The 24,723-nt window shown below is 39.2% G+C and carries 20 protein-coding genes; 14 read left to right on the top strand and 6 right to left on the bottom strand.

Annotation, left to right across the window (positions count from 1 at the left end; translation table 11 throughout):
* Nucleotides 1–2: 2 nt before the first annotated feature.
* The gene (locus SAE01_RS17635) at nucleotides 3–929 is read right to left on the bottom strand and encodes an aspartate carbamoyltransferase catalytic subunit (RefSeq protein WP_147205116.1); all 927 of its coding nucleotides are present in this window, start codon (nucleotides 927–929) and stop codon (nucleotides 3–5) included.
* A 67-nt stretch (nucleotides 930–996) separates the two neighbouring features.
* Nucleotides 997–1,521 carry a bifunctional pyr operon transcriptional regulator/uracil phosphoribosyltransferase PyrR gene (gene pyrR, locus SAE01_RS17630; RefSeq protein ID WP_147205115.1) on the bottom strand — a complete coding sequence of 175 codons (525 nt, stop codon included), beginning with the start codon at nucleotides 1,519–1,521 and terminating at the stop codon, nucleotides 997–999.
* 281 nt (nucleotides 1,522–1,802) lie between these two features.
* On the opposite strand from pyrR, the gene SAE01_RS17625 reads away from it, so the two are divergent.
* The 5 genes from SAE01_RS17625 to SAE01_RS17605 all read left to right on the top strand — a co-directional run bounded on the left by SAE01_RS17625 (nucleotide 1,803) and on the right by SAE01_RS17605 (nucleotide 6,676).
* Nucleotides 1,803–2,801 carry a nucleoside phosphorylase gene (locus tag SAE01_RS17625; RefSeq protein WP_246113272.1) on the top strand — a complete coding sequence of 333 codons (999 nt, stop codon included), beginning with the start codon at nucleotides 1,803–1,805 and terminating at the stop codon, nucleotides 2,799–2,801.
* Nucleotides 2,802–2,805: 4 nt separating this feature from the next.
* Nucleotides 2,806–3,585: a diaminopimelate epimerase gene (gene dapF, locus SAE01_RS17620; RefSeq protein ID WP_147205114.1), complete on the top strand. Its 780-nt coding sequence runs from the start codon at nucleotides 2,806–2,808 to the stop codon at nucleotides 3,583–3,585.
* A 49-nt stretch (nucleotides 3,586–3,634) separates the two neighbouring features.
* Entirely contained in the window at nucleotides 3,635–4,585 is a 951-nt protein-coding gene (locus SAE01_RS17615; protein ID WP_147205113.1) for a magnesium transporter CorA family protein, read from the top strand.
* Complete coding sequence (locus SAE01_RS17610) at nucleotides 4,585–5,070, top strand: NUDIX hydrolase (protein WP_170234195.1); 486 nt, start codon at nucleotides 4,585–4,587, stop codon at nucleotides 5,068–5,070. The genes SAE01_RS17615 and SAE01_RS17610 overlap by 1 nt, the downstream gene beginning before the upstream one ends.
* 151 nt (nucleotides 5,071–5,221) lie before the next feature.
* Nucleotides 5,222–6,676: an ATP-binding cassette domain-containing protein gene (locus tag SAE01_RS17605; protein ID WP_147205112.1), complete on the top strand. Its 1,455-nt coding sequence runs from the start codon at nucleotides 5,222–5,224 to the stop codon at nucleotides 6,674–6,676.
* 172 nt (nucleotides 6,677–6,848) lie between these two features.
* Here the strand turns inward: SAE01_RS17605 and SAE01_RS17600 are convergent, their stop codons facing one another.
* Entirely contained in the window at nucleotides 6,849–7,625 is a 777-nt protein-coding gene (locus SAE01_RS17600) for a queuosine precursor transporter (RefSeq protein WP_147205111.1), read from the bottom strand.
* A gap of 334 nt (nucleotides 7,626–7,959) precedes the next feature.
* Between SAE01_RS17600 and SAE01_RS17595 the strand changes: the two genes are divergently transcribed.
* From SAE01_RS17595 to SAE01_RS17580, 4 genes are all read left to right on the top strand, one after another.
* Entirely contained in the window at nucleotides 7,960–10,446 is a 2,487-nt protein-coding gene (locus tag SAE01_RS17595; protein WP_147205110.1) for a YfhO family protein, read from the top strand.
* 118 nt (nucleotides 10,447–10,564) lie between these two features.
* Nucleotides 10,565–11,383, top strand: coding sequence for a glycosyltransferase family 2 protein (locus SAE01_RS17590; protein ID WP_147205109.1), 819 nt, complete (start codon nucleotides 10,565–10,567; stop codon nucleotides 11,381–11,383).
* An 83-nt stretch (nucleotides 11,384–11,466) separates the two neighbouring features.
* Complete coding sequence (locus SAE01_RS17585) at nucleotides 11,467–12,588, top strand: glycosyltransferase family 4 protein (RefSeq protein WP_147205108.1); 1,122 nt, start codon at nucleotides 11,467–11,469, stop codon at nucleotides 12,586–12,588.
* Nucleotides 12,585–13,496, top strand: a complete 912-nt coding sequence (locus SAE01_RS17580) for a glycosyltransferase family 2 protein (RefSeq protein ID WP_147205107.1) — start codon at nucleotides 12,585–12,587, stop codon at nucleotides 13,494–13,496. Before SAE01_RS17585 ends, SAE01_RS17580 begins: the two co-directional genes overlap by 4 nt.
* Nucleotides 13,497–13,573: 77 nt before the next feature.
* Here SAE01_RS17580 and SAE01_RS17575 read toward each other — a convergent pair whose 3' ends face one another.
* The gene (locus tag SAE01_RS17575) at nucleotides 13,574–14,317 is read right to left on the bottom strand and encodes a menaquinone biosynthetic enzyme MqnA/MqnD family protein (protein ID WP_147205106.1); all 744 of its coding nucleotides are present in this window, start codon (nucleotides 14,315–14,317) and stop codon (nucleotides 13,574–13,576) included.
* A gap of 249 nt (nucleotides 14,318–14,566) precedes the next feature.
* On the opposite strand from SAE01_RS17575, the gene purB reads away from it, so the two are divergent.
* Nucleotides 14,567–15,913, top strand: coding sequence for an adenylosuccinate lyase (purB, locus tag SAE01_RS17570; RefSeq protein WP_147205105.1), 1,347 nt, complete (start codon nucleotides 14,567–14,569; stop codon nucleotides 15,911–15,913).
* A gap of 23 nt (nucleotides 15,914–15,936) precedes the next feature.
* Here the strand turns inward: purB and SAE01_RS17565 are convergent, their stop codons facing one another.
* Entirely contained in the window at nucleotides 15,937–16,950 is a 1,014-nt protein-coding gene (locus SAE01_RS17565) for a YpdA family putative bacillithiol disulfide reductase (RefSeq protein WP_147205104.1), read from the bottom strand.
* A gap of 455 nt (nucleotides 16,951–17,405) precedes the next feature.
* Between SAE01_RS17565 and SAE01_RS17560 the strand changes: the two genes are divergently transcribed.
* The 4 genes from SAE01_RS17560 to SAE01_RS17545 all read left to right on the top strand — a co-directional run bounded on the left by SAE01_RS17560 (nucleotide 17,406) and on the right by SAE01_RS17545 (nucleotide 23,116).
* Complete coding sequence (locus SAE01_RS17560) at nucleotides 17,406–18,563, top strand: zinc-dependent alcohol dehydrogenase (protein ID WP_147205103.1); 1,158 nt, start codon at nucleotides 17,406–17,408, stop codon at nucleotides 18,561–18,563.
* 11 nt (nucleotides 18,564–18,574) lie between these two features.
* Complete coding sequence (locus SAE01_RS17555) at nucleotides 18,575–19,135, top strand: hypothetical protein (protein ID WP_218029183.1); 561 nt, start codon at nucleotides 18,575–18,577, stop codon at nucleotides 19,133–19,135.
* A 958-nt stretch (nucleotides 19,136–20,093) separates the two neighbouring features.
* Entirely contained in the window at nucleotides 20,094–20,948 is an 855-nt protein-coding gene (locus SAE01_RS17550) for a polysaccharide lyase family 20 protein (protein WP_147205102.1), read from the top strand.
* Between the two features lie 812 nt (nucleotides 20,949–21,760).
* A complete protein-coding gene (locus tag SAE01_RS17545; RefSeq protein WP_147205101.1) occupies nucleotides 21,761–23,116 on the top strand; it encodes a polysaccharide lyase family 20 protein in 1,356 nt (451 codons plus the stop codon).
* A 126-nt stretch (nucleotides 23,117–23,242) separates the two neighbouring features.
* Here the strand turns inward: SAE01_RS17545 and SAE01_RS17540 are convergent.
* The coding region (locus SAE01_RS17540) for a T9SS type A sorting domain-containing protein (protein ID WP_147205100.1) at nucleotides 23,243–24,723 on the bottom strand (1,481 nt) is incomplete at its 5' end.

Genomic DNA, 24,723 nt, shown 5'->3' with positions numbered 1-24,723 from the left:
ACCTAATGCTCTCTATTTGAGAGCAAGTATAATACAGCCATTCTAACAGCCACACCATTTTCTACTTGTTGCAGAATAATGCTTTCGTTTCCGTCAGCGACGTCACTGTCAAGTTCGACACCACGGTTAATAGGACCGGGATGCATGATCACAATATTCTTCTGAATGCTATCTAACAACTTCCTTGTTATACCGAAGGCAAGATTATACTCGCGCAAAGAAGAAAATAAAGGCTGATTTTGTCTCTCCAGTTGAATGCGTAAGACGTTTGCAACATCACACCATTCCAACGCTTCTTTTACGTTGTAGGTTACGTTTACTCCAAAAGCTTCTTTAATAAATTTTGGAATTAACGTAGGCGGCCCCGCTACCGTAATTTCAGCTCCCATTTTTGTAAGCAGGTAAATATTACTCAAAGCTACGCGGCTATGCATAATGTCACCAATGATCGCTATTTTCTTTCCCTGCAAACCACCTGTTGCTTCCTCAATAGAAAAGGCGTCGAGCAAAGCTTGGGTAGGATGTTCATTGATTCCATCGCCAGCGTTTACAATAGCCGCAGGAATATGCTGAGCTAAAAAATGAGGCGCCCCGCTTGCACTATGCCGCATCACTACCATGTCGACCTTCATGCTTAAGATGTTATTTACCGTATCTAACATCGTTTCACCTTTTGCTACGGAAGACGAGCTGGTTGTAAAATTTAGAACATCTGCGCTTAAACGCTTTTCGGCAAGTTCAAATGAAATTCGGGTGCGGGTTGAATTTTCAAAAAACAGGTTAACGATGGTCACGTCTCTCAACGAAGGAACTTTCTTAACCGGTCTTTGTAAAACGTCTTTAAATTGTTGGGCTGTGTCTAAAATTAAACGGATATCCGTTGGTAGTAAATCTTTAATTCCTAAAAGGTGCGGCGTGGAAAGTGTCATTTCAAGAGGCAAAGTTAATAGGTATCGGTTAATAATAAGGCGTAGCTGCGATCAGGCACATGAAAACCTATTCTGTAATCACAACTTCGGTCACTGCATCTTTCTCCTTCCACTTTACAATTACTTTCTGCGAAATAAGGGCGTCAATTACTTTGCCTGCATAATCGGGCTGAATAGGTAACTGGCGGCTAAACCTTCTGTCAATTAAAACACACAATTCAACTTTTGCCGGGCGGCCAAAATCGAGGAGAGCGTCCAGTGCGGCACGTATAGTTCTACCGGTGTATAAGACGTCATCAATCAATATTACCTTCTTGTTTTCTATGCTAAAATTTATATCCGTCTTATTCGGCACTTTGATTTCCCGCCTTACATCGTCACGGTAAAATGTGATATCCAGTATTCCGTAATTGACGGTTTTGCCCATTAAATTGCTTCTTAGCTCTTCCACAATTTTATCGCTCACATAAATGCCACGGGGCTGCAATCCGATAATAACGGTATCAACTAAGTCGAGGTGATTCTCGAGAACCTGGTGAGCAAGCCGCTTAATAGTTAGGGAAATTTGTTGTTCGGTTAGAATAGTCTTCAAACGAAGTATTTTGGTAAAATTATAAGATTGAAAGTAAAAGTAAACAGGTAAATTGTCAAGCGCTCCGTCGTAAGTTGGTTAGCATGTGAATTCTATTAGTCGCCTTTTCCTGTTTCAATTCCCTTTAGTTGCGGGCAGTATAAGTTTTCTCAACATTCTTGTGTCACTCCCTTGTACCTGAAGTTATCTATTCACCCCGCCAAAAATTTATATTCAATATTATCTATCCTATTTTTGCCGGAGTTACAATAGCTATGTCACTACCCTTCATAACATAATAAATGATGACCAATGGTGTGGCGACGAACGAAATGCGACGCAACAATGTTTCATTAATAAATAAAAGCCAGGATCAAAAAACGAAAAGGATCACCAGTTCTCACATAAATACTTTAAACATTATCATGGCAAAAATTGCTGAAAGCGAATTAATAATAAATAGCAGGGGCGCAATTTATCATTTGGACGTAAGGCCTGAAGAGCTTGCCGATACAGTAATAACCGTTGGCGATCCTGACCGTGTAAAGGAAGTAAGCAAACATTTTGACCACATCGAACACAAACGCCAGCACCGTGAATTTGTAACCCATACGGGTACAATAAACAGTAAAAGGCTGTCAGTTGTATCTACGGGTATTGGCCCTGATAATGTAGATATTGTGGTTAATGAATTGGACGCACTTGTAAACATAGACTTTGAAAGCAGGACGGTTAAACCCGACCTAACGCGGTTAAATATCATTCGCCTAGGAACATCAGGAGCACTGCAGGAAGATATCCCGGTCGATAGTATTGTTGTCTCAACGCACGGTTTGGGCATCGACAACCTGCTGAACTATTACAAGCACGACAACAACGATGAAGAGATGCAAATCATTCAACAGTTTGTTGCGCACACGCAGCTAAATAGTAATTTTTCCCACCCGTATATCAGTTCTGCAGGTTCCGCTGTTTTAAAGCATTTTGTGGCAGGTTTCTATCATGGCATAACCATTACTTGCCCAGGCTTCTATGGCCCCCAAGGACGGGTGTTGCGCCTTGGCCTTACCAACCCGGATCTAATAGACAGGCTTACAGAGTTTACTTTTGGTCAACACCGAATTACCAATTTCGAAATGGAAACAAGTGCTATTTACGGACTGGGAAGATTACTCGGGCACCAATGCCTGAGCCTAAGCACAATAGTAGCAAACCGGATAAAAAAAGAATTTAGCAAAGACGGAAACGCAGCAGTGGAGAATATGATTGAAAAGGCGTTGAAAATAATAGCAAGCTTTTAAACAAATGAACATTCAATTTTTCAAATACCAGGGAACAGGAAACGATTTTGTTATACTTGATAACAGAAACAAACAATATAGTGGACTAACAACGGAGCAAATTAAGTTCTTATGCGATCGCCGCTTTGGAATCGGTGCTGATGGCCTGATGCTGCTAAACACATTGGAAGGTTACGATTTCGAAATGAAATACTACAATGCCGACGGAAGCGAAAGTACCATGTGTGGCAATGGCGGGCGTTGCCTCGTAAAGTTCGCCAACGATATGGGCATAAAGAAATCCGACTATTTATTCCTGGCTATCGATGGCTCCCACGAAGCTTCTTTTGGGGACAATGGTTGGATACGTCTGAAGATGAAAGATGTAAACGAGATGGATGAAGACAACGGCAACTGTATTGTAGACACCGGTTCACCGCATTACGTGAAAATAGTGAACGATGTAAAAAAGTATAACGTGTTTGAAGAAGGCAAGCGGATACGAAACAGCAAAAAGTTCAGACAGGAAGGTATTAATGTAAATTTTGTTGAAATAGAACATGCACACATATACGTTCGAACCTACGAGCGCGGTGTAGAAAATGAAACTTATAGTTGCGGTACAGGCGTTACGGCAAGTGCTTTGGCTTGTGCTCACAACACCGGCTTTAATCGGGTACAGGTAAAAACGTTGGGCGGAGAACTTGCCGTTGAATTTCAAAAAGATGAAAAAGACCATTTCTCCGATGTCTGGCTCTGCGGCCCCGCCATGTTTGTTTACAAGGGTGAAATTGAACTTCCATAATTTTTTTGATCAGTTATATTTACCAAAAACCAACTGACCGCATTTCTACATGATACACTATTTTAAGAACGTAAATAACGAGACTGTAGAAATAGACAAACCCGAAAATGGTATCTGGGTTAATCTTGTTCCGCCATTTAAAGAGGAAGAATTTTTTGAGCTTGGTGAAGAACTTGACATACCAATTGAATTTCTAAGAGACTCTCTCGACATAGACGAAAGGCCGCGTTACGAGATAGAAGACAATGTCAAGTTTATTGTTATCAAAACTCCTACAGAAAACAATTCTTTCAACGACAGCGATGCATTCTATATCACCATTCCTATTTGTATTATTTTAACCCACAACCACATTGTAACTGTAAACTCTTTTGATAACGGGGCTATCAAAAAGTTTCTTAACACGTTCCAAAAACGACATCCCGACAAAAGAAATTTAATGGTGTTGAAGATCTTCGAAAAGGTCGTAAGTAACTTCATGGATTACCTGAAAGAAATCAACCAACGAAGAAACTTACTTGAGCAAAAACTGTACGACGCCAATCGCAATGAAGAACTGCTGCAACTGGTGAGGATTCAAAAAAGCCTTGTCTATTTCGTTACTGCACTTCGAAGCAACGAGTTGCTTATGATGAAACTGGAACGAACAAACTTCTTCAGCCTTAATGAAGAGGAACGGGAAGTTTTGAATGATTTAATAGTCGATAACTCTCAAGCGTTGGAGATGGCTAACATTTATACCAATATCCTGAGTTCTACTTTAGATGCTTTTGCTAGCATTATTGCAAATAACCAAAATGAGGTCTTAAAAAGGCTAACTACGCTAACCTTAATACTGACTGTGCCTACCCTGATCGCCAGTATTTATGGCATGAATACGCCGATCCCTTATAAAAATTCTCCCTATACTTTTTGGATCCCGGTCATCATATCTTTCATAATACTGGTCGTTGTAAGCTGGAAGTATTTTGATCGTGTTAGAAAAACAAAATCTAAGTAATGGCATTGTTTAATGTAAGAGTTTATGGCATTTTGCTAGATAGTCAAAAACGCATTCTTGTGAGTGATGAATTTATCCGCGGTAATTATTTTACCAAGTTCCCGGGCGGTGGATTGGAGTTTGGCGAAGGAACAAGGGATTGCCTGAAACGGGAATTTAAAGAAGAAACAAATCTTGATGTAACCATCGGCGACCACATTTATACAACAGATTTCTTCCAGATTTCGGCCTTTAATAATGTCGATCAGATCATCAGCATCTATTATTTTGCGTATGCAGCTGAACCAATCCCGCTTGCTACGAAAACAGCTTTGTTCGATTTTCAACCACACCAGGTAGCGGACCCAAAAGGCGAGTCTGAAGTTTTCAGGTGGATTGCGTGGAAGGACTTAAAAGAAGAATCTGTCTCTTTGCCTATTGATAAAGTAGTCGTGAAAATGTTGAAAGAAGGAAAAATCCCGATAAAGGTGCGCTCCATTCATTAGCACTTTGTTACTCTTTTTTCTACCGACAGAAAATCACCTATCAGCATCGTTGTGTCACTCACTTGTACTTGTATAATTACAATTGTGCATGCCATGCTTCAAACAACTTTGTATCTACAAACCTTAATTTCGCCATTCTCAACAAACTAAGATGGAGGTCTTAAAAGCAGATTCGGTCACTGTAAAGCATGGCGGACAAACCATACTAAATCAACTCAGTTTCTCTATACAACAAGGGGAACAATGGGCCATCGTTGGCCCTGCGGGTTCAGGTAAAACAACTTTATTGAAGGCTCTTACCGGAAGACAACATTTTACTGGTCATGTAACGCTTCATGAAAACAATCTTACCCTTACCAGAAAAATTGTGTTGGTTGAACAACAGCACCACTTTAAAAACCTTTCAAACACAACAAATTTCTACTACCAGCAACGCTTCAATTCGCAGGATGCAGAAGATGCTATCACGGTTGAAGAAGATTTACAAAAAACTCTTACTGCAACAAAGTCGTCGTTGCAAGGTTTGGATGAATTAGCTGAGTTATTTAATATAAAGAAATTATTTACAGAAAGGCTTATCCAATTATCTAATGGCGAAAACAAACGCCTGCAAATTGTAAAAGCGCTATTGCTGCAACCTGCATTTTTGTTGCTCGACAATCCTTTCACAGGTCTTGATGTAAAGAGCAGGCAAAAGCTTGAAGAAGTGTTAGATGAAATTGGTAAAAAAGGGATTCATATTATCCTGGTTACATCTGCTACTCACCTGCCTTTTTTTATAACCAATGTTCTGTTTCTTTCAAAAGATGGTTCATACATTACTGAACCAGTAAATGCAGTTGAATGGAATGATACTCATGCTACGAAAGCAAAAGTGTCATTTGATCATGAATTATTGCGACAGCTTACTTTAAATAATAAACATGCATCTTTTGAACTTGCGGTAAAGATGAAAGATGTAAATATTGAGTACGACCATAAGATTCTAGACAATATAAACTGGGAAGTTAAAAACGGCGAACGATGGTCGTTGTCGGGGCCAAATGGATCAGGTAAGTCTACCCTTCTAAGCCTGGTGAATGCAGACAACCCACAAGCTTACGCGAATGATATTTATCTATTTGATAGAAAGCGTGGAAGCGGAGAAAGCATCTGGGATATTAAAAAGAAGACCGGGTTTGTTTCACCTGAACTACACTTATACTTTGAAAAGGGAACAAATTGTTTCGACGTAGTTGCGTCAGGGTTATTTGATACGATAGGACTTTTTAGAAAAATAAATCAACAACAATCAGCACTTGTAATTAGATGGATGCAGTTACTTAAGATAGAAAGCTTACAAAGAAAGTTTTTGAACCAACTATCAAACAGCGAGCAAAGATTGGTTTTGCTTGCGCGTGCTCTTGTAAAAAATCCGCCTCTGCTTATTTTGGATGAACCTTGTCAAGGCTTAGATGAGGAGCAAACCCTGATGTTTAAAGAAATAATTAATGCTATTTGCGTTGCCGGAAACAAAACGCTTATTTATGTCTCGCATTACGCTGATGAAATTCCTGCATGTGTAACTCACTTTATAAAACTAGAAAACGGCAAGCAGGTGGAGTAAAAACAGATGAACAAAAAATGATAAAAGCACCTCAAAAAGTCCAAAGTACAAGAGTGCGACGCAACTAAAGCCCAATAGAAATTATACTGTTTGTAACAAAGACACCATCTAATTATTCACTATTCATTATTAATTATTCACTATTCATTCCTAATTGCTAATTACAGCCCACTCAATCATTATTCATCGCCGACAATCTCATCTGTCTTGCTGTTTCGCTTCCTACATAATTTGCTATCCGGGCTTCAACAAAATATATTACGGGAGTCATCAAAACAGCTACTAAAAACTTATAACTATAACCCAGTAAGGAGATGGAGAGCACAGTTGGCCAGCTCCACCCCTTGCCTATTTTGAAAGCGATAAATACTACAATGAAACTATCAACAAGCTGAGAAATTACAGTTGAACCAGTTGCCCTGAGCCACACTTTTTTCTCGCCCGTTACTTTTTTTATTTTGTGAAAGATGGTCACATCAACCAATTGACTTACGAGGAATGCAATGATGCTTGCAACAATAATCCACATGCCTTGGCCAAAGATGGAGTTAAACGCATCGTTCATGTTAGGAATATGATTTGGACTGCCACTGCCAATCCAAAAATCAGCGGGGGGAAAATGAATGGCAAGGTAGAAAATGAAAAAAGCATAAGAGATCAACGCTACGGCAATGTAAGAAATTCTCTTAACGGCTTTGGGACCGTAGAACTCGTTAACAATATCTGTTATGATAAACTCAAGTGGCCACAGCAACACACCGCAAGAAAGATTGAATGATAACCCGCTCTCGCCAAAAATGGTAAGGTTGGCAGGTTGTAGTCCAAGCAATTTTTCAAGGGAAAATATTTTTCCACCTATACATTCTGCTATTAAAGCATTTGCAACAAAAAAAGCGGTGATGACAACAAAAAGTTTTGTCGGCTTGTCTTTTATAATTTTTTCTATCATTCTGGCGAAAGTATTCGATAAACAATTTGAGTTGAGAAACAAATGAGATTAAGGCTTACCAACCATACAGGAACCAATAAAGCTTTTTTTGCAGCAAACATCCAAACGGCATAAACAGCAAAAATCAAATTAAAGAAGACTGACATAACCCATCCTACGATCACAACAAAACCTGTGGCACCTTCCGGAATTGTAAAATGCGTGTGCCGAATTAGTAAACATAAAACAAAGAACAGGTTGCAAATGAATGCGACCCTTGCAAGAAATAAAAGGACACGCATGAAATAATTTCGTGTAAAATAGTATTATTTTGCCATCCGCATAAAATAACAACATGAAGAATATTGATTGGAAGAGGGTTTGGCCGCATGTATTTGCTATTGGTATTTTCCTGGTTGTAGCTTTATTTTATTGCAAGCCTGCGCTACAAGGTAAAGTGTTGCAACAGAGCGATATAACTCAGTGGAAAGGGATGAGCCACGACATTTACCAGTACAAAGAGCAACACGGCGAAGCACCCCTTTGGACCAACAGTATGTTTAGTGGAATGCCGGGTTATCTTATAGCTGGTAAAACAAACAACGATGTACCTTATTATTTTGCTGAAGCGCTATCATTGTTTTTAGGGAAGCCCTTTCAATTCTTTTTTCTCGCTTGTATTTGTTTCTATTTCTTATCGCAAGTGTTAAGAGTCAATTCATGGATTGGAGTAATCGGATCGCTGGCCTATGCGTACGCTACATACAACCCGGTGATAATAGTTGCGGGACATGATACAAAGATGATGTCCATCGCTTTGATACCCGGTTTCATTGCTTCACTTATTTTAATCTATGAAAAGAAATACTGGTGGGGAGCAGCGCTTACAGCCTTTTTTACAGGGGCATTAATAAGTCAGAACCATTACCAAATTACATATTACGGAGTAATCATTGCCGTTATTATGACGATTGGTTATTCGATCAATTGGATAAGAAACAGAGAGTATAAACATTTATTATTAGCTGGGGCAATAACACTTTTTGCGGGAGTAGTTGGGGCGTTATCTAACGCAGTGGTTCTTTTTCCAAATTACGAATATACTGAGGCTACGATAAGGGGTGGAAGTGAGCTGGCAGACGCAAAAAGCAATATCGGTAAAAAGGGACTTAACGAGGAGTATGCGTTCGACTACAGTATGTATAAGAGCGAGCCTTTTGTAATGCTTATTCCGCGAATGTTTGGCGGAAGCAGCAACAATCTAGAGTTGGATGAAAGCAAGTCGAAAGCTATCGAGGCGCTGCAGGCGATGCCGCAGCAACTTGGTCAACAGCTTCAGGGCAATCTAAGTTTTTATTGGGGTGGTATTGGTGGAACACAGGGGCCGCCTTATGTTGGCGCTATTATTTGCTTCCTTGCAATACTAGGTTTTGCGGTGCTGGATTCGAAGCATAAGTGGTGGATACTAGTAACTTGCATATTGGCGATTTTAATGAGTTGGGGCGGCTTCTTTCCTGGCTTCAATGGTTTTTTATTAAAGCATCTGCCGATGTACAATAAGTTCAGGGCTCCCAGCATGACTATTGTCATTCCTACTTTTTTGCTGTGTATGACTGCTATTTTAGCATTACAAAAAATATTGTTTGGTGTTGAGGACAAAGCCGTTCTTCAGAAGCAGATTAAACAAGGATTTGTAGCCACAGCTGCAGTTTTTGTTTTGTTGTTTCTTATCTACTTTAACCTTGATTATGTTAGCAATGGTGACACTCAATTGTTGCAAAAAATAGGTCAGATACCCGATCCAACTCAAAAAGCCGCCTTTGAAAGCGCTGCTCGCTCTATGTTAAACGGGCTCAAAGATGACAGGCAACACTTATTCCTGATGGACATTTTTCGCTCGTTATTCTTTATAGCTATTGCAGGTGCAGCTATATGGTTATACCAACGGAAAGTTTTAAAGCCAATAGTTGTAATGAGTGTCATTGGTCTTTTCTCTTTTATTGACGTTATGGCTATAGACGTCAATTACCTAAAAAGCGAAAACTACCAGGAGAAGGAAGAAAATGAAGCAGCCTTCAATCCTACTCCTGCTGACCAGGCGATTCTACAGGATAAGACTTGGTACAGGGTGTTGGATTTATCTAATGGCGTGGGGAATGCTTTCAATGGCGGCGCTTTAACTGCTTATCATCATAAAACAATTGGTGGCTACCACCCAGCTAAACTTAGCATCTACCAGGATTTAATAGAGCACCAGTTGTATAAGTATCCGAATAACCAGAATGTATTAGACATGCTTAATACAAAGTATGTCATCGAAAACCCGAATGCTACAACTGTTCCTGCAAGACCAACGAACCTGGGACCGGTTTGGTTTGTAAAAGGTATTCGCTTTACAGACAATGCAAAGGAGGAAATGGCAGCGCTTGATAACCTTAATACAAGAGATTCTGCTGTAGCCAATAAATCTTTTTCGAATGTTTTAAAAGCCAGTTTTACCGTAGATCCTATGGCAAGTATCCAGTTGGTAAAAAATGAAAACGATGTGGTGACCTATAAGTCCCGAAGCGCAGCTGAACAACTGGCTGTATTTAGTGAAGTGTTTTACAACATAGGCTGGAATGCTTACGTAGATGGAAAGCAAACACCATACGCCAAAGTGAATTATGTGCTACGGGGAATGATGGTTCCGGCGGGAGAACATACAATCGTATTTAAGTTCGAACCAAAAAGTCACGCAGTTGGATGGACAGTAACTTATATCTGCTCGTTTCTTATGCTGCTGCTATTAGCCGGCGCAATTTTCTTTGAGGTAAAAAATACAAGGGCAAAAAGCGCGTAGCCTTTTTTAATTTCTAAGAAGCTGTTTTTTTACAGCTTCAATTTATTAAGATTATTGTTGCCTTGCTCTTACAATTTCTGAATTTGCTCCCAAACTTTAACTGCCTAAAAACACGGCAATGTCTTCACCTGCTATTAGTATCATTTTGCCGGTTTATAATGCGGCAAAGTATGTAGGCGAGGCAATAAACAGTTTACTAGAGCAAACGTTTCAAGATTTTGAATTGCTTATTATAAATGACGGCTCCTACGACAGTTCTGAAGAAGTCGTTTTATCTTTTATTGATAGCAGAATTACTTACGTTAAAAACGAAAATAACCAAGGACTTGTTGATACCTTAAATAGGGGAATTGAACTAGCCAGAGGGAAGTATATAGTCAGAATGGATGCAGATGATATTTGTGTACCACTACGACTAGAAAAGCAATTTACATGGCTTGAAAAAAACCTTTCAACTTCTGTTGTTAGTTGCCATATATCTTTTATAGATGAGAGTGGAAAAGTTACAGGAGATTGGGAAGAAGATGTAAACACAGTAAGTTGCCGCGAAATAAAACAGAAGATGGCTTGGGCAAATTGTATCGCTCACCCTACTGTGATGTTTCGAGCTGACTTAATCAAATCTTACAGGTACAATCAAAATCAAAAGAATACCGAGGACTATGACTTGTGGCTGAGATTGATTGCAGATGGAGCTGTAATAGAAAAAATTCCGGAAAAGCTGTTACTATATAGGGTACACGAAGCTTCAATAACAGGAACAGTTTTAAGAAAAAGCAATCCTTTCTTTAAACAATTTCAATGCAAGAAAAGATTTTTACTGCAAAGGACGATGCACGGAAAATGGGGTTTGTTCGAGTCATCGGTACTGCTTACAACTATTTTTGATGGAACAATGGGAATTGGTAAACATATAAAAGCAATTGTCAAAGATTGAATTTTGGGCACTACATAATTAAGAGAAAGTTAGAGGCTTTATTTATTTATCCCTTTGTTGTAATTGGTAGATTGATCGCGTTCATGCTTCCACTAAAGAAAGAGTACGAAACCTTTTATTTTTTCCCTTTTTATCACACCGGTGGCGCAGAAAAAGTTCATGCGCTTGTTACACAGGCAACTGGAGGACCGAATTCAATTATCTATTTTACACGCACGTCTCACGACAAAAATTTCTATGCTGATTTTGTAAAGTCAGGCTCAACTATCAAAGACATTTCAAGATATACTGACAACAAGTTTCTCTATTTTCTAAATCTTATTTATCGGGGTTATATTTCAGGAGTCATCAATAATCAAAAAAAGACTGCCTTAATTTTTAACGGCCAATGCAACTTTGCCTATAAAATTTCCCCATGGATAAAAAAGCGAATTCCGCAGATAGAATTAATACACTCCTTCAATACTTTTTCCTGGATCAGGATTCCATTTCTTCCTTTTATTTCTCGAACGGTTATGATTAGCCAGGTAAGAATTGACGACCATCTGAAGCAATATAAAAAATTGAAAGTACCGGATGTATATAAAGCGAGAATACAACACATAGTAAACGGTATTCCATTGCCGTTATCGAAAAAACAAAAAGATGTCACTGAAACAATTAAAGTATTATACGCCGGGCGAGGAACCGAAGAAAAAAGGGTCAACCTGGTAGCGAAAATAGCAGTGCGTTCAGCACAAGAAGCGCTACCTGTTGAATTTCTTTTTATGGGAGATGTACGGGAAGCAATTTCTCCCTCGCTTAGATCCTTTTGCACAATACTAGGTCATCTTGTTGACCAGAAAAAAATTGACGAAGTCTATAGCAAAGCCCATCTAGTAATAATCACGTCTTATACCGAAGGTTTCCCTTTAGTAATCGAAGAAGGAATGTCTCATGGTTGTGGAGTGATTGCCACTCCCGTTGGAGACATTCCGATCCATGTAAAACCTCATGAGAATGGCTTTTTATTTTCTTCCATTTGGGATGAAGCATTGATAGTTGAGGAAGGAGTAAAATTTCTTTCCTTACTTTCAAAAGAAAAAGGACTTTTATTGCAAATGGGAGAAAACAACAGGAAATATGCGTATGAAAATTTCAGCTTAGAAGCGTTTGATAAAAAGTACCGGCAACTATTTGATCAGTTAAGAAACAATCTCTCTTGAAACCTCTCAGCTTCATTATTATAACTTACAACAGGCCTAAAGATGCACTTGAGTTGTTGCAAAACATAAGCAAGTTACATCGGGCTAGCGAGTTGTTGCAGGATGTGATTGTAGTGAACAATGCCTCAACTGAAGACTACGATGATGTAAGAGATTTTAAAGATTCAAATCTTCCCATTGTATATATCGAAGCAAAGGAAAACTTAGGTGTAACGAAGGGAAGAAATTTTGCTTTGCAATACAGTAAAGGTGAAATTATTATTTTTCTTGACGACGATGCAGTGCTACAAGGGGAAGACTCATTGGTTAACGTTTTAAATGCTTTTCAAAGGCCTGGTTTCGAGAACCGTCCTGTTGCGATCGTTTCTTTTAAGATTTTATATTATGACTCTCTTGAAATGCAGAAGAATGGATTGCCTCATAAGCAGTTTGAGCAATACAAAGATAAAAGCGAGTTCTTCACGTATTTCTTTGCGGGTGGAGCCCACGCTATTAAAAGAAAAATATTAGACGAGGCAGGACAATTGCCTGCAGAATTTTTTTATGGAATGGAAGAATATGACCTTAGCTACCGTATTCTTGACAATGGCTACTGCATAAAATACGATAGCTCCATAGTCATGCTTCATAAGGAAAGCCCATTAGGACGAAAGCCACGCAGCGACAAACAGCGAATGATGTGGGTGAATAAAACAAAAGTGGCTTACCGATATTTACCAAAAACATACTTCTACTCTACCGCCCTTATGTGGTCGTTCGAGTACTTATCAAAAACAAGTTTTGATATTAAGGGATGGCTTACGGGTTGGAAACAAGTTTTTGACATTCCCCAAAAAGAGCAAAGAACAAGGCTAAAAGAAAGCACTTTAAATTATCTAAAAAAGGTTGAAGCAAGACTTTGGTATTGAATGTTCCCCAGTAACTTCCGGCGCGCATCTGTTGCGGATTGGATGAGGTAGCACTTGTTAGATTGATCCAACACATATTAGGGTTTCGGCAAAAACCTTAAAAATTTCTCCAAACCTTGCCTCTTACCAGCTGTCAGTTCGTAACTAATATTTTCTGTATAATATTTTTTTAAGTCGTAATTAGGCGAACTATTCTCACTAACTACAGCATCTATGTTTTGAAGCCCTTTTTTATTTGCTTCATTAAACTGGAGGATAAAGTCTTCAGGTAATTGCTTATTAGAAACCCAGGCAGCAAAGACAAACGGAAGTCCGGTAAAATCAATCCAAGCAGCTGCAAGGTCGTAGTTGAAAGCTGATATTTTTCTTTGCTCAAAAGCCCTGTCTCCTATTACAACTGCGGCTGTTGTGCCTTTTATTTCGTCCCTAAAATTAATGCCTGCTTCTTCAAATATTACAGGCAATTTCCAATAATGCTCTATTAAAACTCTTGCAAGAGCCACCGATGTTTTGCTTTGATAATCGAGTATAACTTTTTCAATTTGCTCAATTGGCACTTCGCTAAAAAGACATACTGATGCAACTTCCTGCTCCGCCCCGATGCAGTAATTACTAATGATATAATGTTCTTTTAACTTTGGAATAATTGCTACTGGCACCAGTCCCACATCAATCTCATTGCTCAGTAACATTGACGCTATTTTAGCCGGATACTCTTCTACAATCTCCATCCCTTCTATCCTTAGTCCGTGCTTAAAAGCGTACATCAATGGTTTCGTATTCAAATAACTTACAGCTCCTACCTTTACAGTCTTATCCAATTCATCTAATTTTGAGCTGCAAAGGAAAATGATTTTCGGTTAAGGTTTGACTGGCGACTGTTAAAGATGGAACGGTCGACATTTGATAAAGACATCAGACAGTAAGTTCTTGCCAAATTTGAAAATTTCACTAAAAACTGTTCAAACCTTTCCAAACTGATGCAGTGTGCGACGCAAGAAAAGATGAATAGTATTGCAAGCGCTGGTAACCTAAAATAATAGCTTAATAAAAACTACCACTACAAATAAATGGAATTATCCAATCTTACAGCCATCTCTCCCATTGACGGACGATATAGAAAACAAGTAGAATTTTTAGATGAATATTTTAGTGAATACGCGTTGATGAAATACCGGGTACTGGTTGAAGTTCAATATTTTTTCTTCCTTGCCGACAATAACTTTTTTGAATTAGATCTCACATGCCGTCAACAGTTTCAAAAGGTGGCGGATACATTTTCCTTGGAAAATGCAGAAAAAATAAAAGACATAGAAAAAGTTACAAACCACGATGTGAAGGCTGTTGAATATTTTCTGAAAGAAAAACTTGAAGATGCAGGTGGAGGCAATTTAAAAGAATGGATCCACTTCGGACTTACCTCGCAAGACATTAATAATACTGCCATTCCCTTGGGCTGGAAAGCCTGTATAGAACACGAATATTTGCCTGCCATTGTTAACCTACAAAAAAGTTTGAAGGAGCTGGCAGTGCAGTGGAAAGAAATTCCGATGCTGGCCAAGACTCATGGGCAGCCTGCATCGCCTACTTCATTAGGCAAGGAATTAATGGTTTTTGTAGAAAGGCTGCAAAATCAGGTAAACCTCTTTTCACATATTCCGTATGCGGCAAAATTTGGCGGAGCAACTGGAAATTTTAACGCGCATCATGTTGCTTATCCTGAAAGAAACTGGATAGAATTAGGAAATCAATTTGTGGAAGATGTGCTTGATTTGCAAAGAATGCAGTTTACAACTCAAATAGAACATTACGATAATTTGGCTGCACATTTTGACTGCGTTAAACGCATCAACAATATTCTTGTCGATTTTTGCCGTGATGCGTGGACGTATATCAGTATGGAATATTTCAAGCAGAAAACAAAGCAAGGCGAAGTCGGCAGCAGCGCAATGCCACATAAAGTAAATCCCATAGATTTTGAAAATGCAGAAGGAAACCTTGGAGTTGCAAATGCTTTGCTTGAGCATCTTTCAGCGAAGCTTCCCATAAGCCGCTTGCAGCGAGACCTAACGGACAGCACTGTTTTGCGTAACCTCGGCGTTCCGGTAGCTCATACTTTAATTGCAATAAAATCTATTGAAAAGGGCCTAGGCAAGCTGTTGTTGAATGAGGCTAAAATAAACGAAGACCTCGAGCAGAATTGGGCCGTGGTTGCCGAGGCTATTCAGACTATTCTTCGCCGTGAAAATTATCCTCAACCATATGAGGCGTTGAAAGAACTAACGAGGGGTAAAACTTCTATAACTAAAAACGACATAAAGGAGTTTATCGAAACGTTGGGTATTAATGAGGGCGTGAAAGTAGAACTGAGGAAAATAACTCCGCAAACGTATGTAGGTGTAATGGCGGAATTTTAGCCGACGCTTAGGCTGCTAAAGGGTCATTTCTTTCCAACAATATCTTTTACAATTTTTTCTGCGTGTACCCGGGAATTCTCAATGAATAACCGGTGCGTGTTCATGCCACCACAAATTACCCCTGCGAGGTAAACACCCCTTACATTGGTTTCCTGCGTTTCTTCGTTAATGGTTGGGCATAGAACAGCGTCGTCAGAAAGTTCAATTCCAACATCTCTTAAAAATTTCATGTTGGGCTGATAGCCTGTCATTGCCAGCACCCAATCGTTTTGGATGGTTACTAAACCTTCAGGCGTATTGATATCAACTTCATGTTCCCTTATTTCGGCTATCGATGAGTTGAAGTATGCTTTAATCGAACCTTCGGCAATCCTGTTATCGATATCGGGTTTTACCCAATATTTTACACGGTCACTTATTTTATCACCCTTAATAACCATCGTAACTTCTGCACCTTTTCGCCATGTTTCAAGGGCAACATCGATGGCAGAATTTGCTGCGCCGACAGTCACAACCTTTTGAAAGGCATAATAATGAGGGTCTTTGTAGTAGTGCTTTACCTTGGGCAAATCTTCTCCGGGTACGTCGAGTAAATATGGAATATCATAAAAGCCGGTAGCTATTATAATATTTTTTGCAGTGTAGTTTTGCTTTGTGGTGATTACGGAAAAACCTTCATTTTTTCTTTCAACCTTCAATACTTCTTCAAACAGCTTAACATGTAATCCTCCTGATATTGCCACTCTCCTGTAATATTCAAGCGCTTCCGGACGAGTTGGTTTGGGATTGTTACTTACAAAAGGAACGCCTCCAATTTCTAACCTTTCACTGGTCGAGAAGAAGGTCATGTTTATTGGATAATTATATAAAGAATTGACCAAAGCTCCTTTCTCCAAAATTACATAACTCAATCCGGCTTTTTTTGCTTCCAACCCGCAGTTCAAACCGATAGGACCACCGCCAATAATAACCAAATCAAATCCGCTGTGATCTCTTGATAAGTCAGTAAAGTCTTGCAAATTGTGCTGCTCGTTCATAAGTGTCAATTCTTAAAATAGCTCCTTTAAAGACCGCAAATATAAAGGAAGATAATTGCAGGTGTCCTGTTCTACAAGCTCGTCAGGCTCTTTGAATTGATACGGTCGTTTATCCAGACCCAACCCTGGGAGCAAAAACCGGAAGATCGAAATTTCAAAAACGATACCTGCGAAAATCCTCGAATTAAAAGGGGAAAACAATACACGTGAGCAGGGGCGCCGCAGGTACTTCCAGCGGAACTACTTATGAAAAAAATTAAAGTATCTTTTATAAGATTAATATAATGCGCACAAAAACAAATAGTTACAAAAAACAACTATCTCCGATCTTACTAAACCCTTAGTATCATTCTTTATGGGCATCTTTTTGTAAATCGAATAAAGACTATTAATCAATTGCTTTTCAGTCAGAAACGAAACAAAGTTGTAATCATTTAAAAAAAAGGAGACAATCTATGTTAGCAATGAACTTCCGCGGACCATTTAGAGTCAGGGCGGATCGAAATCGTCCGTATCCCGAAATCAAACATCCTCAAGATGCAATCGTTCGGGTTACCCGTTCTTGTATCTGCGGATCAGACCTGCACTTATATCACGGTCTTGTGCCGGATACCCGGGTAGGGATGACGTTCGGCCATGAGTTTACAGGTGTCGTGGAAGAACTCGGATCAGCCGTAACAAATTTAAAAGTAGGTGATCATGTAATGGTGCCATTTAATATTGCGTGTGGCGCCTGCCCGTTCTGCCAACAGCAATTATTTGGAAACTGTCATGAGTCAAACCCGCAGGCAACAGCGGTAGCGGGCATCTATGGTTACTCGCACACAGCCGGAGGCTACGACGGCGGACAGGCAGAATACGTCCGCGTTCCTTACGCTAATGTTGGACCTACCATCATACCGCAGGGTATGGACCTTGACGACGCCGTTTTGTTAACGGACGTCGTTCCTACCGGCTACCAGGCGGCCGAAATGGGTGGCATTCAAAAAGGCGATACGGTAGTAGTTTTCGGGGCTGGGCCCGTAGGTATTATGGCTGCAAAATGTGCATGGCTATTTGGTGCAGGTCGTGTTATTGTCATTGACCACATAGACTATCGCCTTGAATTCGTAAGAAATTATGCGCAGTGCGAAGCATACAACTTTAAAGAATTGGGAGATGTGGTGGTGTTTTTGAAGAAAACAACCGGATGGTTTGGAGCGGATGTATGCATTGATGCTGTTGGCTGTGATGCTGCTGGCGATGCTTTCCAAAGTCTTGTTGGTCGCAAGTTACCTCTTACCGGAGGCTCAGCTACGGCGCTCCATTGGGCGATTAACTCAGTGAAAAAAGGAGGTATAGTTTCGATAGTTGGTGTATACGGTCCTTTAGATACGCTGGTTCCCATTGGTAATGTTGTAAACAAAGGGATTACCATACGCGCGAACCAGGCATCAGTAAAGCGTCTTCTTCCCACCCTGATCGACCATGTTATGTCGGGAAGGCTAAATCCGAAAGCAATTATTTCTCATCGCCTTCCATTAGAGGAAGTGGCAGAAGGCTATCATATCTTTTCTGCAAAACGTGATAATTGTATTAAACCAGTTCTTATTCCACCACATGCAAGAGCATAAAATTAATTATTATGGAAAATAGAAATAAGCCAGAACCAGATAAAGCCATAGAAGCTGACAACGACCGAAACATTGCAAATAGCCCGAAAGACCATATACCTGGTTGGGGTATAGATGCTAATCCTGAGAATGATCCTACCTACCCAATGAAAAATTGGAACGGTGCGGATTACCAGCGATTCAACTATGATAAACCAACACAACAACCCATTGACGTTGAAGTGCTGCATTCTATTGAACGACCTGGTGTTTCCCGCGTATTTGGAACCTCAACACCGCCGACAGGAATAAGTGGAGCAATACGACGTTGGGCTTTTAAATACAGCGAATCTACCTATCTGCATTGGGTGCCGCTGGTATTAGCAGATAGGGTGAATGTAATTGAAGGTTATATTGATGACCTGAAGCACGGTATTGTACCCAATCCTTTTGCCGAGCGAGGATGGCAAGCAGAGTGGAAATACAACAGGAAGTCGTTGGTTAAAAATGTTGCAATAGGTGTCGCCATTGCAGGTGCAGCAGTTTTGATAATGAAGCAGCAGAATAAAAAGAAGAAAAGGTATGTGATGTAAGTACTGCTTGGTTTGAATGTTTTATTAATGGATTTTCCAAGGTACGAAAAGGGCTGCTAGATCAATAGCAGCCCTTTCGTTTAAAAATTATACGCGCCTATTGAGGAATTGGAAAACCTGTTGCCACTATCACCACTTCAATACCAGCAATTATTTTCTTTCTACTGCCGGTGCGCAAGGTCGCCCACAAATATTCACGGCAATTTAAAATGGTTGTAAATACTACTTGGAACCATTTCGATCATCTTCTCAAGGATCGAAAAGAGTTTTATAATGAACCGGAATATTGAGTTTTCGCTACGTTTTGTTCGCTAAAATTCAGATTCAAGTCAGATCTTGGAATTTCACTAATTCGTTGATAATAATTTTTTTAAGTTGACTAATCTTGTTTCTGCGTTTATAGTGTAGCTATTGACCGAAAGCCATTCTAAAACCATTCGATGCAATATCGGAACCTTACAGTTTCGAAAATATTTTTAAAAGAATCAGTATTTTACTTCTTAATATTTTTGAGGAGTAATTCTAAAAGAATAGCAAGCATCACAAGTAAGGTCCATATCCACCAGGGGCTTAAAATCCAGATCCAAGACCAATTAACAACGTCAAACATTTTTAGAGGGATAGAGATTAACTCTGCAACTAAAGCCAGACATCCAATTACCCTAAATGGTCTGTTTAACATATAGTTTTAGTTCAATGGTTCGATTATAGTAACCAATTAAGACCTGCATTTAAGGCAACATTTTAAGAGCGCGATTGTCTTAAAGCTTTTGACGTCAGCCTTCAATAATGAATATACGAGTAACACATCAATAGGCAACACAAAAAGTGCGATCCCGACAGAACGCCTAAGATTATTTAAAATATCACCTACTGTGAGATTTTTAAAAAATTTTTTATCTTATAAGACAAATGCTTTTTTTATTTGTCACCCCTGTGGACTAAAAATTCAGTTTGTATGAAAAGTAATGTTTACTTATCAATAATAGCAAGCGCGCTCCTGTTAACAACTTCATTTTTAGAGTATGATTCAACAATTCTTAAAGAAAGTCACAATTATAATGTTTCAGGTGACGAAAAAGAGATAGTTTTTGCCGAAACTTTTGAAGGAGTGCATCCTTTTTCAACGGCTGTTGGTATAGAAAACTGTGGGCTAGATTACGCAATGCAATTTGTTTCCAGTCCAGTTTTTAACGGTTCCAAGGCTGTGCGATTTGAAATAAAAAAAGATCAGCCCCTTGTAGGTTCATCTCAGAAAGTGCGTTCTGAAGTGGCGATTGTTAGGGCTTCCAGAGAAATGTGGTATTCGTATGCAGTATACTTTCCCTCCAAAGGGATGGAGTTTGATACGAAAAGAGAATGTATTACACAATGGTATGAGGATGGAAGTGATGAAACTTCCATCCGTAATGAAAAAAACAAAGCCTTCCTTGAAGTATGCCCTCCTCTTGGTTCTACAACTCTAACAAAATATGATTTGTTTGGAACAAGCATTACTTCAAATTTAGGTGCTTCAACTGCTTCTCTAACATCATTTGTGAATATTCCCAAAGATTCATGGCATCAATTTGTTTTTCATTTTATTCATTCTAAAGGCAGCGATGGATTAATTGAAGTTTGGCGGGACGGTCTTAAAATTCATAATATTATTGGTAGGAATATGCATCTGAAGTATCCAAAGTGGAAATTGGGGCTTTATAAAGCCTCTTTTTTACACAAATCCTCTTTATCAAACTCAAGAGTAATTTACTTCGACGACATCAAAGTTGGAAACACTGACGCTAACTTATCGAGCATGATGTCTTCTAATTGAAAAAGGACAACATCAACAACAATTACTACTCCTCGTAAATCATTACGCTTTTGTTCACGAGCTAATAATTAAAATAGATCCTTTAATCGAGGTTATAAAAAAAGGGAATAAAAGCTTGGCAAGTTACCAACCTTTTATTCCCTCTTTTATTTCTAAACAACATCAACAGCATTTTACCTCACTTCTGCGAGTAAGGTAATTGCCTCATTTAATCGTGCTACTAGTTACCTATTTACCGCACTATACTTGTGTCCGTTAAGAGAAGATAAAAAGCCTGCTTTCTCCGTCGCTTTTTACTTTAGTATCACCTACTTCTAATTCTTGTATTGGAAACTTCTAGATAAATGAGAACACATGTTCCTGCTCCAGAAATACAAATTTTCTTCACTCCTGTAGACTTAAAATTATATGAAAAGGATCTGTGGGAAAACTTTTTGTTGGTTAACTAACCCCTTTACTGGAAAACAGAAATAAGTTTAAATTTTTACATTTAAAGCAGAAGCGGTATCACTCATCATTTATTGTTTTTGTTGAAAACTGTTCTGAGTTCTTTTGACCTAGCAGCAACTATTTATTAAAGTGGTCCTGTAGCCAAGAGAAAAAAGTACAAGTTTTCCTTTAACATGATTTTACAATTTTCGTGGTAAGGAGATAAAACATTGGCACAAGATTGGCTGGGCAGCAGATCTTAAAAATAAATTATTAATTCAAAAAATGAGGAAAAGTGTTTTTACTAAAAAAGTAATGGTTTGAATTGGTAGACCTTCTTTAATGTAATTGCCTTGAAATTATTTGTAGACAAAACCAAATTGATGAATCGAAAAAATCTGTTTTCAAAAGGAACTATTACTTTTTGTTCCATGTTTTTATTGTTTGAACTTTCTTCCTGTAAAAAGGAGCTGAACGATGATCTGTCATCTCAGCTTAATCCCACCGCTGGTCTTAATGCTGCTTCGGCAACTTCTAATGTATCTGTAAATTCCAGTATACTTTACGAAGAAACCTTTGAAGGGAGTACTCCGTTTTCAACCGTAGTTGGAATAGAAAATTGTGGTCTTGATTATGCTTTACAGTATGTTGACAATCCGGTGTTTCAGGGTTTAAAAGCTGTGCGATTCGAAATCCGAAAAGACCAACCTTTGGTAGGATCATCTCAAAAGGTACGATCGGAGGTTTCTATTTTTAAGGGAACGACCGATACCCGGTTTACTAAAGAAATGTGGTATTCATACGCCCTATATTTTCCCTCCGTTGGAATGGAGTATGATGCTGAAAGAGAATGTATCACACAGTGGTATGAAGACGGAAGTGACGAGACAAGTGTGCGGGCAGAAAAAGATAAGGCGTACCTTGAAGTATGCCCAGAGGCCGGCTCTTCAACGTTAAAAAAGTACGACCTTTTCCGCTTAAATGAAGCTTCCGGGGTCGCCTCAACAACTGGTTCCCCTACTTCGTTTGTAACTATCTCGAAAGACTCTTGGCACCAATTTACTTTTCACATCATTCATTCAACTGGAAGTGATGGCCTAATTGAGGTATGGCGAGATGGAGTTAAAATTCACACCATCCCCGGCAGAAATATGCACCTTCAATATCCGAAATGGAAGTTGGGCCTTTATAAGGCCTCGTTTCTAAATAAAACTTCGGTCCGCGATAGTAGGGTGCTTTATTTTGACAACATAAAAGTAGGCAATTCCAGTGCTACTTTAGCTGATATGACACCATCATCGTCTTCTTCTAATGGAGGTTCTGAAACTACTGCAGGTTCTGAAACTACTGCAGGTCCTGAAACTCCTTCGATCTCTCAAATTGTTAGTTATACTCTAGTTAATGCAGGAACTGATAAAGATGTTGCAGTTATAACTGATGGAGCTACTTACAGTTTGAAGGCCTTGGGTATAAGCAAAGTAAATATTAGGGCAAACACAAGTGGAACTACTGTTAGCAGCGTAAATTTTGCTTTAAGCGGCAAGAAATATTATAATTACAAAGACAGTCGTGCTCCGTATGCTTTATTTGGTGATGACGGCAAGGGAAACTATTACCATGAAGATTATTTCCTTTCAACTCCAGGTAGTTATACATTAACCTCGATACCTAACAGTTTGGTAAACGGTACAAGCACTCCCGGAAATTCTAAGAGTATAAGTTTTACTATTGCCAAATAGAATTTAGTTTATAAATCTTTTCATTACTCCAAAAAGGGGATAGAAGTATCAAAATACTGAACTTCTATCCCTTTCTGCTTTCTAATTCTACTATATTCTTTCAACCATTATCCTTTGCTGCAAAGCCTATCTTACTATAAGCTTTTGACTAGTCGTATAATTGTTAGTTTTTAACCTCAATAAATACATACCCGGGTTTAAATTAGAGCAATTTATTGTTATTGTTTGTGTTTTGTGGGCTTCTGACCACCCTTCACTTAATACTGACAATGCTACTCCACTCGTAGTATATAAACTTATGTGATACTTACCTTGTTCTACTAGACTAAATTGTACAGTGGCATTTGTAGAAACAGGATTAGGATAAACACGAAAAGAAGTCTCCTCAGTATTCGGAATTGCACCTTTATTGGCAGAGTCGATAGCAGTTGCTTTCATAAAAGGTGAGGATGTAATACTTGTACTTGAAGATGTGCCAGCATCGCTACCTAAAAATCCTGCTGCCCTAAGTTGTGTTGCACTCTGATCAGTAACGATCACGGCAATTTCCGGATTGTAAGTCTGGTGAGTACTTGTAAGGTAATTGTAGTTGCCGTTGAACAACGTAAATTGCTGGCTGAAATTTGTAAGATCCGAAATGAGAGCTTCTTTATAAAGAATATCACCTCCGCCTTCCAGTGAAGTATACAGAACTTTTACCTTGCCTATAGACTCATTTAGAATAACCATAGGCCGTGTACCAACCAAGTTAGTAGTAACAGGGTACAAATTATCCCAGGTACCTACAGGACGACGTACTAACAGCCCTATTTTTGGGTAGCCGTCTGTGTCATAACTGGTTTTCATAGCAACATATAAAGTACCATCACTGGCAAGCATCAGCTGCAAGTGATCATCAGAGAAACCGTGTCCTACACTTAAAGCTGATTGAGAAGCGGGATTTTCATCGGCAGACCAGGTGGAAGGACTATCGCCATCCATATGTGTTCTGAAACCAAATCGTTGGGTGTTTTGGTTACTCCAGAATAGCCCTATTTTTCCGTTATTTAGAGTAGTAATGGAACAAATGTCGTCTACCGTAACTCCCGTAGCTAGAATGATGGGGGCACTCCATGTTCCGTAGGGGAAATCGCTGTACCGTACTCTAATATCAGTATCACCATCAGAAGCTATCCACATTCTGCCAGAGGCATCCATGTCTATCGTAGCGGTTTCAGTGCCTGTCTCAAAAGTGATACTTGCTTTTGAGTTACGTTTTGACCATAACTTATACTTATCGGTAGCAGGATCATACTCGACAGATACGACATAAGAAGTACTTGTTCTAAAAAGCAATAAATGAACTACATCACCTACTACCCTAACATCACATTTAGTATTGGTCGCAGTAGAGAGTGTTATTATGTCTGTCCAGTCGCTCCCAACCAGTTTAAATATTTTTGTTCCCTGATCTGTAGCTAAAGCCGCCCACCATTTTCCTGCAAATTTCCAAGTTTTGGCCTGAGGCTTTTGACCTGTGTGACTTGATATATTAAGCGGATTAAGATAGGATACAGTAGCAAATCCTGACAGGGTAATTGGCGGAGTTGTTGTAATGATGTAGGTTT

The sequence above is a fragment of the Segetibacter aerophilus genome (genome assembly GCF_007991655.1).
Taxonomy (GTDB): domain Bacteria; phylum Bacteroidota; class Bacteroidia; order Chitinophagales; family Chitinophagaceae; genus Segetibacter; species Segetibacter aerophilus.
The sequence above is the reverse complement of the archived record's forward strand: the minus strand, read 5'-3'. Positions and strand labels throughout refer to the sequence as shown.

What these genes read in the sequence shown, in the direction of transcription:
- SAE01_RS17635 (WP_147205116.1), bottom strand. Translation starts at nt 929, where the DNA reads ATGACACTTTCCACGCCGCACCTTTTAGGAATTAAAGATTTACTACCA.
- SAE01_RS17625 (WP_246113272.1), top strand. Translation starts at nt 1,803, where the DNA reads ATGATGACCAATGGTGTGGCGACGAACGAAATGCGACGCAACAATGTT.
- dapF (WP_147205114.1), top strand. Translation starts at nt 2,806, where the DNA reads ATGAACATTCAATTTTTCAAATACCAGGGAACAGGAAACGATTTTGTT.
- SAE01_RS17615 (WP_147205113.1), top strand. Translation starts at nt 3,635, where the DNA reads ATGATACACTATTTTAAGAACGTAAATAACGAGACTGTAGAAATAGAC.
- SAE01_RS17610 (WP_170234195.1), top strand. Translation starts at nt 4,585, where the DNA reads ATGGCATTGTTTAATGTAAGAGTTTATGGCATTTTGCTAGATAGTCAA.
- SAE01_RS17605 (WP_147205112.1), top strand. Translation starts at nt 5,222, where the DNA reads ATGGAGGTCTTAAAAGCAGATTCGGTCACTGTAAAGCATGGCGGACAA.
- SAE01_RS17600 (WP_147205111.1), bottom strand. Translation starts at nt 7,625, where the DNA reads ATGATAGAAAAAATTATAAAAGACAAGCCGACAAAACTTTTTGTTGTC.
- SAE01_RS17595 (WP_147205110.1), top strand. Translation starts at nt 7,960, where the DNA reads ATGAAGAATATTGATTGGAAGAGGGTTTGGCCGCATGTATTTGCTATT.
- SAE01_RS17590 (WP_147205109.1), top strand. Translation starts at nt 10,565, where the DNA reads ATGTCTTCACCTGCTATTAGTATCATTTTGCCGGTTTATAATGCGGCA.
- SAE01_RS17585 (WP_147205108.1), top strand. Translation starts at nt 11,467, where the DNA reads ATGCTTCCACTAAAGAAAGAGTACGAAACCTTTTATTTTTTCCCTTTT.
- purB (WP_147205105.1), top strand. Translation starts at nt 14,567, where the DNA reads ATGGAATTATCCAATCTTACAGCCATCTCTCCCATTGACGGACGATAT.
- SAE01_RS17565 (WP_147205104.1), bottom strand. Translation starts at nt 16,950, where the DNA reads ATGAACGAGCAGCACAATTTGCAAGACTTTACTGACTTATCAAGAGAT.
- SAE01_RS17560 (WP_147205103.1), top strand. Translation starts at nt 17,406, where the DNA reads ATGTTAGCAATGAACTTCCGCGGACCATTTAGAGTCAGGGCGGATCGA.
- SAE01_RS17555 (WP_218029183.1), top strand. Translation starts at nt 18,575, where the DNA reads ATGGAAAATAGAAATAAGCCAGAACCAGATAAAGCCATAGAAGCTGAC.
- SAE01_RS17550 (WP_147205102.1), top strand. Translation starts at nt 20,094, where the DNA reads ATGAAAAGTAATGTTTACTTATCAATAATAGCAAGCGCGCTCCTGTTA.
- SAE01_RS17545 (WP_147205101.1), top strand. Translation starts at nt 21,761, where the DNA reads ATGAATCGAAAAAATCTGTTTTCAAAAGGAACTATTACTTTTTGTTCC.